At 66.6% G+C, this 14,347-nt stretch carries 13 protein-coding genes; 6 read left to right on the plus strand and 7 right to left on the minus strand.

All coding sequences use genetic code 11. From position 1 onward, the window contains the following. Positions 1–72 precede the first annotated feature (72 nt). Positions 73–930: an alpha/beta hydrolase-fold protein gene (locus IB227_RS04175; RefSeq protein ID WP_318639522.1), complete on the minus strand. Its 858-nt coding sequence runs from the start codon at positions 928–930 to the stop codon at positions 73–75. A gap of 183 nt (positions 931–1,113) precedes the next feature. Then, positions 1,114–1,863, minus strand: a complete 750-nt coding sequence (gene gpmA / locus IB227_RS04180) for a 2,3-diphosphoglycerate-dependent phosphoglycerate mutase (RefSeq protein ID WP_132864650.1) — start codon at positions 1,861–1,863, stop codon at positions 1,114–1,116. A 98-nt stretch (positions 1,864–1,961) separates the two neighbouring features. On the opposite strand from gpmA, the gene nfi reads away from it, so the two are divergent. The 4 genes from nfi to IB227_RS04200 all read left to right on the plus strand — a co-directional run bounded on the left by nfi (position 1,962) and on the right by IB227_RS04200 (position 5,104). Next, on the plus strand, positions 1,962–2,618 hold the full coding sequence (nfi, locus tag IB227_RS04185) for a deoxyribonuclease V (RefSeq protein WP_192286420.1): 657 nt from the start codon (positions 1,962–1,964) through the stop codon (positions 2,616–2,618). A 120-nt stretch (positions 2,619–2,738) separates the two neighbouring features. Next, positions 2,739–3,602: a pirin family protein gene (locus IB227_RS04190; RefSeq protein ID WP_132864652.1), complete on the plus strand. Its 864-nt coding sequence runs from the start codon at positions 2,739–2,741 to the stop codon at positions 3,600–3,602. Positions 3,603–3,688: 86 nt separating this feature from the next. Then, positions 3,689–4,408: an aquaporin Z gene (aqpZ, locus tag IB227_RS04195; protein ID WP_132864653.1), complete on the plus strand. Its 720-nt coding sequence runs from the start codon at positions 3,689–3,691 to the stop codon at positions 4,406–4,408. 231 nt (positions 4,409–4,639) lie between these two features. Continuing rightward, positions 4,640–5,104 carry a hypothetical protein gene (locus IB227_RS04200; RefSeq protein WP_192286421.1) on the plus strand — a complete coding sequence of 155 codons (465 nt, stop codon included), beginning with the start codon at positions 4,640–4,642 and terminating at the stop codon, positions 5,102–5,104. Positions 5,105–5,165: 61 nt separating this feature from the next. Here IB227_RS04200 and IB227_RS04205 read toward each other — a convergent pair whose 3' ends face one another. Continuing rightward, positions 5,166–6,014: a pirin family protein gene (locus IB227_RS04205; protein WP_192286422.1), complete on the minus strand. Its 849-nt coding sequence runs from the start codon at positions 6,012–6,014 to the stop codon at positions 5,166–5,168. A gap of 236 nt (positions 6,015–6,250) precedes the next feature. On the opposite strand from IB227_RS04205, the gene IB227_RS04210 reads away from it, so the two are divergent. Together IB227_RS04210 and IB227_RS04215 are read left to right on the plus strand one after the other, a co-directional pair. Further along, positions 6,251–8,317, plus strand: a complete 2,067-nt coding sequence (locus tag IB227_RS04210) for a carbon starvation CstA family protein (RefSeq protein WP_132864656.1) — start codon at positions 6,251–6,253, stop codon at positions 8,315–8,317. Beyond that, positions 8,317–8,541: a CstA-like transporter-associated (seleno)protein gene (locus IB227_RS04215; protein WP_132864657.1), complete on the plus strand. Its 225-nt coding sequence runs from the start codon at positions 8,317–8,319 to the stop codon at positions 8,539–8,541. Before IB227_RS04210 ends, IB227_RS04215 begins: the two co-directional genes overlap by 1 nt. 204 nt (positions 8,542–8,745) lie before the next feature. On the opposite strand, the gene IB227_RS04220 is transcribed toward IB227_RS04215, so the two are convergent. The 4 genes from IB227_RS04220 to IB227_RS04235 all read right to left on the minus strand — a co-directional run bounded on the left by IB227_RS04220 (position 8,746) and on the right by IB227_RS04235 (position 14,089). Continuing rightward, the gene (locus IB227_RS04220) at positions 8,746–9,996 is read right to left on the minus strand and encodes a DUF819 family protein (RefSeq protein WP_192286423.1); all 1,251 of its coding nucleotides are present in this window, start codon (positions 9,994–9,996) and stop codon (positions 8,746–8,748) included. Between the two features lie 206 nt (positions 9,997–10,202). Next, a complete protein-coding gene (locus IB227_RS04225; protein WP_132864659.1) occupies positions 10,203–11,456 on the minus strand; it encodes a DUF819 family protein in 1,254 nt (417 codons plus the stop codon). Between the two features lie 214 nt (positions 11,457–11,670). Next, positions 11,671–11,910 (minus strand): SHOCT domain-containing protein, encoded by a 240-nt coding sequence (locus IB227_RS04230; RefSeq protein WP_192286424.1) that lies wholly within the window; start codon positions 11,908–11,910, stop codon positions 11,671–11,673. Positions 11,911–12,022: 112 nt separating this feature from the next. Next, positions 12,023–14,089, minus strand: coding sequence for a S9 family peptidase (locus IB227_RS04235; RefSeq protein ID WP_192286425.1), 2,067 nt, complete (start codon positions 14,087–14,089; stop codon positions 12,023–12,025). Positions 14,090–14,347 lie beyond the last annotated feature (258 nt).

Consider the following 14,347-nt stretch of genomic DNA (forward strand, 5'->3'; position numbering starts at 1 on the left):
GGGTTGCCGTGGCCATGCGCCCTGCGGCCGTGGCCTGCTCCGCCTGGCCGCCGCCGGTAGCGCCCCCTGCCCTCAGGGGAGGGAGGCCGGCTGCGCCAGCAGGTACTCCAGCCCCTGCATGAATCCGCGCGGCGCAACGGTCAGGTGGTCCTCGTCGTTGAGTACCTCCAGCTGCAACTGCAGCGATGCATAGCGGCGCGATGCCAACACCTTCTGCATCCGTCGTGCATCCTCGACCATGTCGGCGTCGCCACCGTGCTCCCGTGCTTCACGCTCACCGACGTACATGTAGATCCGTGCCGGCAGGTCACGATGCGCTGCAGCGAAGCGGCTCTCCTGACGTTCCATCACGTGCCGGTCGTACCAGTACGACGGGCTGCCGAGGATGTAGCCGGCGAACAGTTGCGGACGCTCGAACAGAATCTGGGTGCCCAGCAAGGCGCCGTAGGAGTGGCCGAGGAACAACCTGCGTTGTTCGTCGGTGCGGTAGTGCTGTGCGATGAACGGCAGTACCTGGCTGTCCAGATAGCCCAGATAGGAAGCACCGCCACCGTGCACGCTATCGGCAGGCGTGCCGCTGGGGGCGTTGGGAGTGGGCGTGTAGTCGCGGCGACGGCTGGGCATGCCGCCCTCGCCCTTCGCGTAGGACAGGCCCACCAGGATGAAGTCCTCGATGCGCGGGCCTTCCACGTTCAAGCGACGTGCCATCTGCCGGATCAACGGAAAGGCGTAATCCGCATCGGTGACGTAAAGCACGGGATAGCGCCGGTCGGGGTTCTCGGCGTAACCGGCCGGCAGGGCGACGAACACCTGGTAGACCCGGGCCGATACCGGGTCCGGCACATCCCACACTTCACTGCCGATGACTTCGTAGGGCTGGCCGCCACCACGTTGTGCGAGCTGTGCGGTTGCAGGTTGCGCTGGAACCACTGATGCGCTCTGTGCCAGCGCGCTCCCTGTCAGCAACAGGGCAAGACATCCTGCAATCACCTTTCGCTTCACGCTTCACTCCTGTGCATTTTCCGTACCGGATCATGGCACAGGGCCAAGCACGGCCACAAAGCAGGACACCCGGCACGAGGCCGGGTGTCCAGGAGAAACGGGGGTGCCGGCTTACTTCGCCTTGCCCTGGTTGGCGACCGCTTCGGCCGCCTTCTTCGCCGCTTCCGGATCACCGAGGTAACGGAACGACTGCACGGTCAGGTCATCGTTCAATTCGAACAACAGCGGGATGCCGGTCGGGATGTTGAGCTCGAGGATTTCTTCCTTGCTCACGTTGTTGAGGTACTTGTACAGCGCGCGCAGCGAGTTGCCATGCGCGGTGACCAGCACGGTCTTGCCGTCCTTCAACTGCGGGGCGATCGCGTCGTGCCAGTACGGCAGCACGCGATCCAGCGTGGTGGCCAGCGATTCGGTGGCCGGCAGCGCGTTGCGGTCCAGGCCAGCGTAGCGGCGGTCATGGATCGGATGGCCCGGGTCCTCCAGGTCCATCGGCGGCGGCGGGATGTCGTAGGAACGGCGCCACACCTTGACCTGCTCCTCGCCGTGCTTGGCGGCGGTCTCGGCCTTGTCCAGGCCCTGCAGGCCACCGTAGTGGCGCTCGTTCAGGCGCCAGGACTTGTTGACCGGCAGCCAGTCCTGACCCATCTCGGCCAGCGCCCCCTGCAGGGTGTGGATGGCGCGCTTGAGCACCGAGGTGTGGGCGACATCGAACTGCAGGCCCTCTTCCTTCATCAGGCGACCGGCGGCGGCGGCCTCGCTGCGGCCCTGCTCGGTGAGATCCACGTCCACCCAACCGGTGAAACGATTGTCGAGGTTCCACTGGCTCTGGCCATGGCGCAACAGCACGAGTTTGCGGGTCACTGCGGATATCTCCGGGTTGGGGAAGGAAGGCCGTCGATTGTAGCCCGTCCCCCTGACCCCCGCCCCGTTGCGGGGCGGGAAGTGGCAGGCTTGGGGGCATGGACACTTCAACGCCCGCACCCGACTACGCGCGCCTGCGCCAGCAGCAACGCGAGCTGGCGGCACAGGTCGAACTGGTCGATGCCTTCCAGGGCCTGCCTGGTCGCATCGCCGGCGTGGACACCGGCTTCGAGGAAGGCGGCAGCATCACCCGCTCGGCGGCGGTCCTGCTCGACGGCCAATCCCTGCAGCCCCTGCATTCGGCGCTGGCACGTCGCCCGACCGCCCTGCCCTATATCCCCGGCCTGCTCAGCTTCCGTGAACTGCCGGCTGCGTTGGAGGCGTTGGCGCAACTGCCCGCGCCGCCGGCACTGGTGATGGTGGACGGGCACGGCATCGCCCACCCGCGCGGGTTGGGCATCGCCGCGCACCTGGGCGTACTCACCGGCCTGCCCAGCATCGGCATCGGCAAGAGCCGCCTGGTCGGCGACTACGAGGAGCCGGGCCCGCAGCGCGGCGACCATTCGCCGCTGTTGTTCAAGGGCCGGCAGGTGGGGTGGGTGCTGCGCAGCAAGCCGCGTTGCAAACCGCTGTTCGTCTCGCCCGGCCACCGGGTATCGGTGGCGCAATGCCTGCCGCTGGTAGTGGCCTGCCTGGCCGGCTACCGGTTGCCGGAACCGACACGGCTGGCGGACCGCTTGGCGTCGCGGCGGTAGCGGGCCTGGTCAAGGCGTGCCGCCGCCCCCGTGCAAAACAATCCGTTGCCGCACTGGTCACGACAGCCTCGCGCCGGGCATGCCATCCTCGCCCCCTCGGTCCACAGCCAAGGAGCAGCCATGACCACGATCATCAGCCCGCGCGTCCACGACCTGGGCGGCTTCCAGGTGCGTCGCGCCGTCCCCAGCCTGCAGGCGCGCAGCGTGGGGCCGTTCGTGTTCGTGGACCACATGGGGCCGGCGATCTTCACCCCCGGCGAAGGCATCGACGTCCGCCCGCACCCGCACATCGGCCTGGCCACGGTCACCTTCCTGTGGGCCGGCCAGATCGGGCACCGCGACACCCTGGGATCGGAGCAGGTCATCCGCCCGGGTGACGTCAACTGGATGACCGCCGGGCGTGGCATCGCCCACTCCGAGCGCACCCCGCTGGCCGCGCGCGAACACGAACAGGCCGTGCATGGCATGCAGACCTGGGTGGCGCTGCCCAGGAGCCACGAGGAAACCGACCCGGCCTTCTTCCACTTCGCCGCCGACCAGCTCCCGCAGCAGCGCCGTGACGGCGCCCTGCTGCGTGTCATCGCCGGGCGCGCCTACGGCGAGGAATCGCCGGTGAAGGTGTTCACCGACACCTTGAACGTCGCCATCGACCTGCAGCCCGGCGCCGAGGTGGACCTGGACACCTCGCACGTGCAGCGCGCGCTCTATATCCTGGAAGGCGACGCCCAGTTGGACGGCACCGACATCCCCGCCCGGCACCTGGTCATCCCCGAGGCCAACGCGCGTGGCCGGCTGCGCGCCAAGACCCCGGTCAAGGCCATGCTGATGGGCGGCGAGCCGCTCGACGGCCCGCGCCACCTGTGGTGGAACTTCGTCTCCAGCTCCAAGGAACGCATCGAGCAGGCCAAGGACGACTGGAGCAATGGCCGCTTCGGCACCATCCCCGGCGACGACAAGGAGTTCATCCCGCTGCCGGCCCACTAGGCCGGATTAACGAATTCGATACGCAGCAACCAAATTACTTCCGTTATTTTCTGTACGCCCGTTACGGGTCTATCTTGGGAAACATCATGAGCATGGGTAAACGACTGGCAGCCGAATTCCTCGGCACCTTCTGGCTGGTCCTGGGCGGCTGCGGCAGCGCCGTGCTGGCCGCCAATTTCGGCGGTGACGGCAATCCGCTGGGGATCGGCTTCGTCGGCGTCGCACTGGCCTTCGGCCTCACCGTATTGACCGGCGCCTATGCGTTCGGCCATGTTTCCGGCGCGCACTTCAACCCGGCGGTGAGCATCGGCCTGTGGGCCGGCGGGCGCTTCTCCGGCAAGGACCTGCTGCCCTACATCGTGGCCCAGGTGCTCGGCGGCATCGTCGCGGCCTTCATCCTGCTGCAGATCGCCCAGGGCAACCCGAGCTTCGTGATCGATGGCAGCCAGGCCGGCGCGTTCGCCAGCAATGGCTACGGCGCGCTGTCGCCGGGCGGCTACACCGTCGCGGCCGCCTTCCTGTGCGAAGTGGTGCTGACCGCGGTGTTCCTGGTGGTGATCATGGGCGCCACCCATGGCCGTGCACCGGCGGGCTTCGCCCCGATCGCCATTGGCCTGGCCCTGACCCTGATCCACCTGATCAGCATCCCGGTCACCAACACCTCGGTGAACCCGGCCCGCTCCACCGCGGTGGCGGTGTTTGCCGGCTCCGGCGCGCTGAGCCAGCTGTGGCTGTTCTGGGTCGCCCCGATCCTGGGCGCCCTGATCGGCGGCCTGGCCTACAAGTGGATCGGCAGCGACAAGTAAGCCGCCCTTCCCGCACCACCCGACAAACGGCCCCTCATGGGGCCGTTTCTTTTGTAACCATCCATCCTTTGCAAGCGGTGGCACTTCTGTAATACCGTCGGTACCAGCCGCCGAACATGAAGGGAACATGAAGGGCGAAGGGGATCAACGCCCACGGCCGGCAACGCTTTCAACTCTGTCCAAACAACCATCGTCGGCGCCGTCCGGCCGATGTTTCATGGGGAATGTGAAGTGAAGACCGCCTGTTTCGTTTCCGCAGCACTGCTGCTCGCCGCCAGCGCCACCGCCGTCGCGCAAAGCACCGCGCAATGCCCTTCCCTGCCCTCGGACAGTGGCCTGCACTGGGAACAGCAGGCGCAGACCGACTTCATCGTCTGCAAGGCCACCACCGAAGACGGCCGTCCGGTGCTCAACATGATGCTGACCCCGCGTGATCCGGACATGCTGCTCAACCGCTCGTTGCGCGCGGAGAAGGGCAGCTTCGCCGGCGAGAGCCTGCATTGGTACAAGCTGGACATGGGCGGCCGCGACCTGCCGGGGCTGGAGTCGCGCCGCATCACCGTGGTCAAGCTGGACAAGAACCGCTACGCGCAGATCTGGATCGATGCGGCCGATACCGGCGAACTGGGCAACCTGCAGGCACTCACGCAGACGTTGAACCTCAACCCGTCGACACTGGCCGGCGGCGACCACTGAGGCCGCCTCCCGGCGATGACCGCGGGCACCGGCAAGGCCGGCGTCCGCGGCGCTGTCCGCTTCAGAACTTGCCGTCCTGGTAATCGGCGAAGGCCTGCATCAGCTCCTCGCGGGTGTTCATCACGAACGGGCCATACCGGGCCACCGGCTCGCGCAGTGGCTTGCCCGCCACCAGGATCAGGCGCGCGCCCTGGCTGCCACCTTCGACGCTGAGCTGGCGGCCGCCGCCCAGCACCGCCAGGGTCTGCGTGGCAACCGGCTGGCGCTGCGCGCCGTCGCCGAACAACGCCTGCCCTTCGAACACGTAGGCGAACACATTGTGTCCCTCCGGCAACGGGACGGACCAGCGCGCTCCGGCAGCCAGCTCGATGTCCAGGTACAGCGGCTCGGTGGCCGGCTGTCGGATCGGCCCGATCACCTCGCCCACCTGCCCGGCGATGACCTTCAGGGTGACGCCTTCGGCCGGCGTGGCCTGCGGAATGCGATCCGGGGCGAACTCCTGGTAGGCCGGGGCCACCATCTTCTCGCGCGCCGGAAGGTTCACCCACAACTGGAAGCCACGCATCCGCCCCGATTCCTGCTCGGGCATCTCCGAGTGCACGACACCGCGGCCGGCGGTCATCCACTGCACGCTGCCGGAGGTCAGCAGGCCTTCGTTGCCATGGTTGTCGCGGTGGCGCATGCGGCCATCCAGCATGTAGGTGACCGTCTCGAAGCCACGGTGCGGATGGGAGGGAAAGCCGGCCAGATAGTCTTCCGCGCGGTCCGTGCCGAACTCGTCGAGCATCAGGAACGGGTCCAGGTCCGGCAGGTCCTGCGTGCCGATCACCCGGGTCAGGCGCACGCCCGCACCGTCGGAGGTGGGCATGCCCCGCAGGGTGCGCAATACACGGGCATTGTCATCGCTCATGGGAAACCTCCTCGCAGAAGATCCGACAATGGCGGCCAGGCCCGCAGCCGCCAACAGCCAGCACTGCAACCGATTGTTCCAGATCGGCGGCGGCAGCAGGCAAGCGACCCGCGCAGTCAGTTTCGGGCCGGACATTTCCCTAAGACCAAAGTCGAATCCGCTTCACCTGCCGTACACATTGACCCCCGGCGTGCATGGGTAGACCCTTGGATCCATTACCCCTGCGAGGCGACTCGATGAAAGGTTTCTCCAAAGCCGGATGGGCAGTGCTGTCCCTGATCGGTGCTTTCTGTCTGGGCGTCGTGGCGCTACGCCGCGGCGAACACATCAATGCCCTGTGGATCGTGGTCGCGGCGGTCTCGCTGTATCTGGTCGCCTTTCGCTACTACGGCCTTTTCATCGCCAACAAGGTGCTGGGGGTTGATCCCACCCGCGCCACGCCCGCCATCCTCAACAACGATGGCCTGGACTACGTGCCCACCAACAAGCACGTGCTGTTCGGCCACCACTTCGCCGCCATCGCCGGCGCCGGCCCGCTGGTCGGCCCGGTGCTGGCCGCGCAGATGGGCTACCTGCCCGGCACGCTGTGGCTGATCGCCGGCGTGGTGCTGGCCGGCGCGGTGCAGGACTTCATGATCCTGTTCATCTCCAGCCGCCGGAACGGCCGCTCGCTGGGCGACCTGGTGCGCGAGGAAATGGGCCAGGTGCCCGGCACCATCGCGCTGTTCGGCGTCTTCATGATCATGATCATCATCCTGGCGGTGCTGGCGATGATCGTGGTGAAGGCATTGGAGGGCAGCCCATGGGGCATGTTCACCGTCATCGCGACGATGCCCATCGCCATCCTGATGGGCGTGTACATGCGCTACATCCGCCCCGGCAAGATCGGCGAGATCTCGGTGGTCGGCCTGGTGCTGCTGCTGGCCGCGATCTGGTACGGCGGCAAGGTCGCCGCCGACCCGGTGATGGGCCCGATGTTCACCTTCACCGGCGTGCAGATCACCTGGATGCTGATCGGCTACGGCTTCGTCGCCGCGGTGCTGCCGGTGTGGCTGCTGCTGGCCCCGCGCGACTACCTGTCCACCTTCCTCAAGATCGGCACCATCGTCGGCCTGGCGATCGGCATCCTGATCGTCATGCCGGAGCTGAAGATGCCGGCGCTGACCCAGTTCACCGACGGCACCGGTCCGGTGTGGAAGGGCAGCATGTTCCCGTTCCTGTTCATCACCATCGCCTGCGGTGCGGTGTCCGGCTTCCATGCGCTGATCAGCTCGGGCACCACGCCCAAGCTGCTGGCCAATGAAGGCCACGCCGCGTACATCGGTTACGGCGGCATGCTGATGGAATCGTTCGTGGCCATCATGGCCATGGTCGCCGCCTCGATCATCGAGCCGGGCATCTACTTCGCGATGAACAGCCCGGCCGCCATCATCGGCACCGACGTCGTGCACGCCGCGCAGGTGGTGTCCAACTGGGGCTTCACCATCACCCCGGAGCAGCTGACCAGCACCGCCGCGGAAATTGGCGAGCACTCCATCCTGTCGCGCGCCGGCGGCGCACCGACGCTGGCCGTGGGCATCGCGCAGATCCTGCACGCAGTCTTGCCGGGCGACGGCATGATGGCGTTCTGGTACCACTTCGCCATCCTGTTCGAAGCGCTGTTCATCCTGACCGCGGTCGATGCCGGTACCCGTTCGGGCCGCTTCATGCTGCAGGACCTGCTGGGCAACTTCGTGCCGGCCCTGCGCCGCACCGACTCGTGGGTGGCCAGCTTCATCGCCACCGGTGGCTGCGTGGCACTGTGGGGCTACTTCCTGTACCAGGGCGTGACCGATCCGCTGGGCGGCATCAACATGCTGTGGCCGCTGTTCGGCATCGCCAACCAGATGCTGGCCGGCGTGGCGCTGCTGCTGTGCACCGTGGTGCTGTTCAAGATGAAGAAGGGCAAGTACGCCTGGGTGCCGCTGCTGCCGGCCATCTGGCTGCTGATCTGCACCGTGGCTGCCGGCTTCATCAAGATCTTCTCCAACGAGCCGGCGGTGGGCTTCATGGCCCAGGCACACAAGTACCGTGATGCCATCGCCGCCGGCAACCTGCTGCCGCCGTCGAAGAATTTCGACCAGATGCAGCAGGTGATGGTGAACAACTACATCAATGCCGGCCTGACCGCGCTGTTCCTGTTCGTGGTGTTCGCGGTGCTGGTGTACTCGATCAAGACCATCCGCCAGGCCCGTCGTTCGCCGGTGCGCACCGACCACGAAACGCCGTACGTGGCACTGAAGCCGCACGAGGTGGACCTGTAATGGGCACCGAGCTGGTCCCCGTCGGCCAGTACCAGACGTTCCGCCGCACCTGGCGGCGTCTGGTACAGACTGCACGCCTATGCTGCGGGGTACCGGATTACGACAACTACGTCCGACACATGCAGGAGAAGCATCCCGACCGCGAGGTCATGGATTACAAGACTTTCTTCCGCGAGCGCCAGGAGGCCCGGTTCGGCGGCAAGCGGGGTTTCCGCTGCTGCTGACCGGATGGTGTTGGAGCAATAAAAAAAGGCGGAGCCCATGGGCTCCGCCTTTTTCGTGGGAGCGGCCTTGGCCGCGAAGCCGCTGGACGGTCAGATTGCCGCTGTTCCGGCCGCTGCGAGATTCCCTGCTTCGCGACCGAGGTCGTTCCTACCGCTCGACCTCTTGCCGGTGGCGCCGAATCCTGGCCCCGCTCCAGCGCCTGATCAGGCGCCGGCCATCCACTTGAGCATCAGGCCGGTCATATAGGCGATGACCGTGCCGGTCGCGTAGCCCACGGTGCCCAGCAGCACGCCCACCGGTGCCAGGGTCGGGTGGAAAGCCGCAGCGACCACCGGCGCCGATGCCGCCGCACCGATGTTGCCCTGCGAGCCAATGGCGAAGAAGAACAACGGCGTGCGCAGCAGGCGGCCGACCAGGTACAGCAGGCCGATGTGCACGCCCATCCAGATCACGCCCAGCAGGAACAACCACGGGCGGTCGACCAGCGACAACAGGTCCATCTGCATGCCGATGCAGGCGATCAGGAAGTACAGGAACAGGGTGCCGATCTTCGAGGCGCCCGCCGCTTCCAGGTTGCGGGCCCGGGTGAAACTCAGGCCCAGGCCGATCAAGGTCGACAGCATCACCACCCAGACGAAGGCCGAGTTCAACGAGGCCTTGCTGGCCCAGCTGACGTTCTCCCCGAACCACGTGGCCAGCGGCGTAGCCAGGGCATGCGCCAGACCGACCACGCCCAGGCCGACACCGACGATCACCATCAGGTCGGTCAGGCTCGGATTGCGCGCGCTCCTGGCTTCGTACTCGGCGATGCGCCGCTTCATGTCATCGATGGCCGAGGTATCGGCACCGGTACGCGCATCGATGGCCTGCGAGCGGCCGGCCAGCCACAACAGGATCGCCATCCACAGGCTGGCGCAGGCCACATCGACCACGGCGAACTGGCCGAAGGTGGTGGCATCGACGTTGAAGGTCTCGCGCATGGCGGCCATGTTGGCGCCACCGCCGATCCAGCTGCCGGCCAGTGCGGCCATGCCGGCCCAGGTGTCACCGGCCACGGTTTCCGGGTGGATCAGCTTCATGAGCTGGAACGACACCGCCGCACCGAGCACGATGCCCACGGTGCCGGTGACGAACATGACCAACAGCTTCGGACCGAGGCGGATGATGCCCTTCAGGTCGATGGACAGGGTCAGCAACACCAGCGCGGCCGGCAGCAGCACGTCACGGGCAATGGGGTTGTAGAGCTTGGTGCCATGGCCGTCGATCAGGCCAACGGTGTTGTAGATGGCCGGGATGAAGTAGCACAGCAGCAGTGCCGGCACCCAGGTGAATACCTTCCGCCAGAAGGCAGTGGGTCCGCTGGCCAACCAGAAGATCAATGCCAGCGTGGCGGCGATCAGGCCAAGGCCGACGATGTCATTGGTGATGATGGCGGTGGAGCTTTCGGTCGGCATATGTCCGGTTCCTGTCGATCGAATGAGAATAAAAACGCCACGTTGGGAACGTGGCGTGGGAGCGTGGAGCCTAGCATGGGGCAACGGCTGAATGCGCACTCCGCAGGAGTGCCCCACGCCGCGAAGCAGCCGTTATCCCGGCTATCGCATGAGTGATATCGGGGAGTCCATCTGCTTCGCGGGCGAGCCCGCTCCTATGAATTTGGTCAGCCTGCGCCGGCCATGGCGCGCAGGGCGATGCCCACCGCATAGGCGGCACCGGTGCCGACCGCATAGCCCAGCGTGCCGAGCAGCACGCCCACCGGCGCCAGCGCCGGGTGGAACGCCGAGGCCAGCACCGGCGCCGAGGCCGGGCCACCGATGTTGCTCTGCGAGGCGATCGCGAAATAGAAGAACGGCACGCGCAGCAGCTTGCCCACCCCCCACAGCAGCACGATGTGCACCCCGATCCAGATCACGCCCAGCGCGAACAGCCAGGGCTTCTCCAGCAGCGCCAGCAGGTCCATCTGCATGCCGATGCAGGCGATCAGGAAGTACAGGAACATCGACCCCCATTTGGACGCGCCCACGCCTTCCAGCTCGCGGGCACGGGTGAAGCTCAAGCCCAGGCCGATGAACGTGGCCAGCAGCACCACCCAGACGAACGGCTTGTCCAGGCTCACCGATGCCGACCATGCAAAGGTGGCACCGAACCAACCCGACAGCGGGCCGGCCAAGGCATGTGCGATGGCCACCGTGCCGAAGGCCACGCCCGCCATCACCATCAGGTCACCCAGGGCCGGGATGCGCGCGTGCTGGGCCTGGTAGTTGGCCACGCGGTCACGCAGGTCATCCAGGGCGGTCGTATCGGCCCCACTGTGCTTGTCCAGCGCCGGGGCCCGTGCGGCGAAGAAGATCAGCACCGCCATCCACACGTACCCCACGCCGACGTCCACCACCGCGAACTGGCCGAAGGTGGTCGCATCGACCTCGAAGATCTCCTTCATCGCCAGCATGTTGGCGCCACCACCGATCCAGCTGCCGGCCAACGCCGCCATGCCGCCCCAGGTGCCACCGGCAACGGTGTCCGGATGCACCCAGGACATCACCTGGAACGCCACCAGCGCGCCGAGCATGATGCTCAGCACCGCCGCCACGTACATGGCCAGCATCTTCCAGCCCAGGCCGAGGATGCCTTTCAGGTCGATGGACAGGGTCAGCAGCACCAGCGCCGCCGGCAGGAACACATCGCGGGCGATGGGGTTATAGAGCTTGGTGGTTTCGCCGTCGATCAGCCCGAAGGTGTTGTAGACCCCGGGAATGAAGTAGCACAGCAACAGCGCGGGCACGAAACTGTAGAACTTCCTGAGCAGGCGGTTGCTGCTGCCGGACGTCCAGAAAATCACCCCCAGCGTGGCGGCGATCAGGCCGAACACGATGATGTCGTTGCTGATGAGCGCACCGGTTGCGGCTGCCGTCATCGTCTATCCCCTTTGTCGCATGAGCGCGGGCAAGCCCCCTGCCCGAATGAGAAAACCTGCAGCGGGACCGCTCCGGTCAGGAAGACAGGGATTGCGCAGGACCAACCACCACGGCGACTCCCTCGCCCCTGCCCAACCCATCCGGGCGGGCAGGACACTACTTCCGCTTCACCGCCAGGCTGGCGGCATTCCCCCCACACGCTCCACCGCGCGGCTAGACGCCCTGCACGATGGTCGCACGCTGGCGCGCATGCTCGGCCTCGCTGATCAGGCCTTCGGCCTTGAGCGCGTCGAGTTGCCGCAGGCGCTCGGCCACCGATGGCAACGCTGCCGCAGGTGTTGCGGCGCCCCTTGCCGAGCGGGTCACCCACCAGATCAGCACGCCGAGCAGGCCGACGCCACCTCCCAGGAACACCAACAGGACCAACAGATGCCAGATGCTGAAAGAACCCACGTTTCGCCTTTCCCTGGGAACCCGATGACAAGCGACCGGAAGGCTAGCGCAATGCGGCACATGACATCAAAACGAAAGGGCGCGCCAACGGCGCGCCCTTTCCTGCAACGGATTACTGGCCGATGTGCTGCTTGAGCCAGTCATTGACGGTGTCGTGCCACTTGACGCTGTTGTGCGGCTTGAGCACCCAGTGGTTCTCGTCCGGGAAGTACAGGAACTTGGACTCGATTCCCTGACGCTGCAACGCGGTGAACGTGGCCAGGCCCTGCTCGACCGGGATGCGGTAGTCCAGCTGGCCCTGCACCACCAGCATCGGCTTTTTCCAGTTGGCGACGTGGTTGACCGGGTTGAACTTCTCGTAGTTCTGCGGGACGTCGTACGGCGTGCCGCCCTGCTCCCACTCGGTGAACCACAGTTCTTCGGTGGCATAGCCCATGGCACGCTGGTCGAACACGCCGTCGTGGTTGACCAGGCACTTCCACGGCTCGTTCCAGTTGCCGGCGATCCAGTTGACCATGAAGCCGCCGTAGCTGGCGCCCAGTGCGCAGGCCTTGTCGCCGTTGAGGAAGCTGTACTGCTGCTGCGCGGCGGCCCAGCCCTTCTGCAGATCTTCCAGCGGGCGGTCGCCCCAGTGCTGGCTGATCGCATCGGTGAAGGCCTGGCCGTAGCCGGTGGAGCCGTGGAAGTCGATCATCACCACCGCGTAGCCCTGGCCGGCGTAGGTCTGCGGGTTCCAGCGGTTGCTCCAGCCATTGCCGAAGCTGCCCTGCGGGCCACCGTGGATCAGGAACGCCACCGGGTACTTCTTGCCTTCCTGGTAGTCGTGCGGCTTGACCACGTAGCCGTGCACGGTTTCGTTGTTCCAGCCCTTGAACGAGAACTGCTCGAAGTCACCGAAGTTCACGTCCGGCAGCATCTCACCGGCGCTCTGGGTGATCGCACGCTGCGGCGCGCCGGCAGCGGTGGTGCTGGTGAACACCTGGTCGCCGCTCTTGAGCGAGTTGCGGCTGAAGGCCAGCGTGTCGCCGGCGATGTCGAAGGCCGAGATGCTGCCCTCGCCCACTACCTTGCTGACCGCGCCATCGGCCACCTTCACCGCGAACAGCGGGTGTTCGCCCATGTCCTGCGCGGTGGTGTAGACGGTGCTGCCATCGGCCGACAGGGTGATGCCATCAGCCGAACGGTCCCACTGCGGGGCAATCTCGCGGGCCTTGCCACTGGCCAGGTCCAGCGCCATCAGGCCGAAGCGGTCTGCTTCGAAGCCCGGGCGCTTCATGGCGCGGTAGAACAGGGTCTTGCCGTCGGCGCTGAACACCGGGCCGGCATCCCACGCCGGGTTGGCGGCGGTCAGGTTGACCGGGGCGGCCTTGCCGGTGGCATCGAGCTTGTACAGGTCGAAGTTGGTCGACCACGGCTCCTGGTTGCCCTGCACGCGGATGCTGGCCACCACCGAGGTGCCATCCGGCGACCAGACGAAATCGTCGTTGCCACCGAACGGCTTGGACGGCGCATCGCCGGCCAGGGTCGCGCTGATCGCCGAGGCGCCCTTCACCGCGGCAGCACCAGCGGCCGGCAGCGGCGCGACGAACAGCGTGTTGCGACGGCCATCGGCCCAGGTGTCCCAGTGGCGCACGAACATGCTGTCGTAGATCTGCGCGCTGCTCTTGTCAGCCTTGGCGGCATCAAGCCGCTTGCTGGTGCAGGCCAGGTCCGAACCGCAGTCCTGGAACACGCCGGCGCTGAACAGCACGCGGTCGTCCTGCGGCGAGATGCGGTAGCTGTCCACGTCCAGCGCGAAGTCGGTCAGCTGGCGCGGCGTGCCCCCGGCCAGCGGCATCACGTACAACTGCTGGCTGCCGTTCCTGGCACTCAGGAAGTACACGCTCTGGCCGTCGGCGGAGATGGATGCCGAGTTCACGTTCCAGCCTTCCGGCGACAGGCGCTTGGGCGGGGCCAGGTCACGGGTGCGCAGGTCGCGGATCCACAGGCTGCTGCTGCCCTTCAGGTCAGCGTCGACCACGCGCTTGGCGAACACCACCTGGGCCCCGTTGCCGGCAAGCAGCGGCGCCGATACGCGGTCCAGCTTGACCATGTCGCGGACTTCAAAACCGCGCGCACTGGCCAGCGAAGGCAGGGCGGCGAGCAGGCACAGGGGCAGCAAGGCGTGACGAAGCTTCATGGGCATCTCCCGGGAAACGGCAAAACACGGATGGTAGGCGGCGCACGGACCCCGATGCAAAGGCATGAAGTCATGCCCGTGAAACAGCCGCAAACGGCAAAGCCGCCCTTGGGCGGCTTTGCGTTGGCTTGGTCCCGCCAGGCGTCTGCTTGAGCCCCGCTACCGCGTGAGCCCTGGCCTCTGCGTGAGCCCCTCTCCTGCGAAGCGGGAGAGGGGTTGGGGTGAGGGCGCCTTGGCTTTGCGCCAGGAGCTACGGCC

The organism is Stenotrophomonas sp. STM01, assembly GCF_014852135.1.
Lineage (GTDB): Bacteria > Pseudomonadota > Gammaproteobacteria > Xanthomonadales > Xanthomonadaceae > Stenotrophomonas > Stenotrophomonas capsici.

Bases quoted from the DNA above. Each gene is read 5' to 3' on its own strand.
- nfi (WP_192286420.1), top strand. From the start codon at position 1,962: ATGGACACTTCAACGCCCGCACCCGACTACGCGCGCCTGCGCCAGCAG.
- IB227_RS04190 (WP_132864652.1), top strand. From the start codon at position 2,739: ATGACCACGATCATCAGCCCGCGCGTCCACGACCTGGGCGGCTTCCAG.
- aqpZ (WP_132864653.1), top strand. From the start codon at position 3,689: ATGAGCATGGGTAAACGACTGGCAGCCGAATTCCTCGGCACCTTCTGG.
- IB227_RS04205 (WP_192286422.1), bottom strand. From the start codon at position 6,014: ATGAGCGATGACAATGCCCGTGTATTGCGCACCCTGCGGGGCATGCCC.
- IB227_RS04210 (WP_132864656.1), top strand. From the start codon at position 6,251: ATGAAAGGTTTCTCCAAAGCCGGATGGGCAGTGCTGTCCCTGATCGGT.
- IB227_RS04215 (WP_132864657.1), top strand. From the start codon at position 8,317: ATGGGCACCGAGCTGGTCCCCGTCGGCCAGTACCAGACGTTCCGCCGC.
- IB227_RS04220 (WP_192286423.1), bottom strand. From the start codon at position 9,996: ATGCCGACCGAAAGCTCCACCGCCATCATCACCAATGACATCGTCGGC.
- IB227_RS04225 (WP_132864659.1), bottom strand. From the start codon at position 11,456: ATGACGGCAGCCGCAACCGGTGCGCTCATCAGCAACGACATCATCGTG.
- IB227_RS04235 (WP_192286425.1), bottom strand. From the start codon at position 14,089: ATGAAGCTTCGTCACGCCTTGCTGCCCCTGTGCCTGCTCGCCGCCCTG.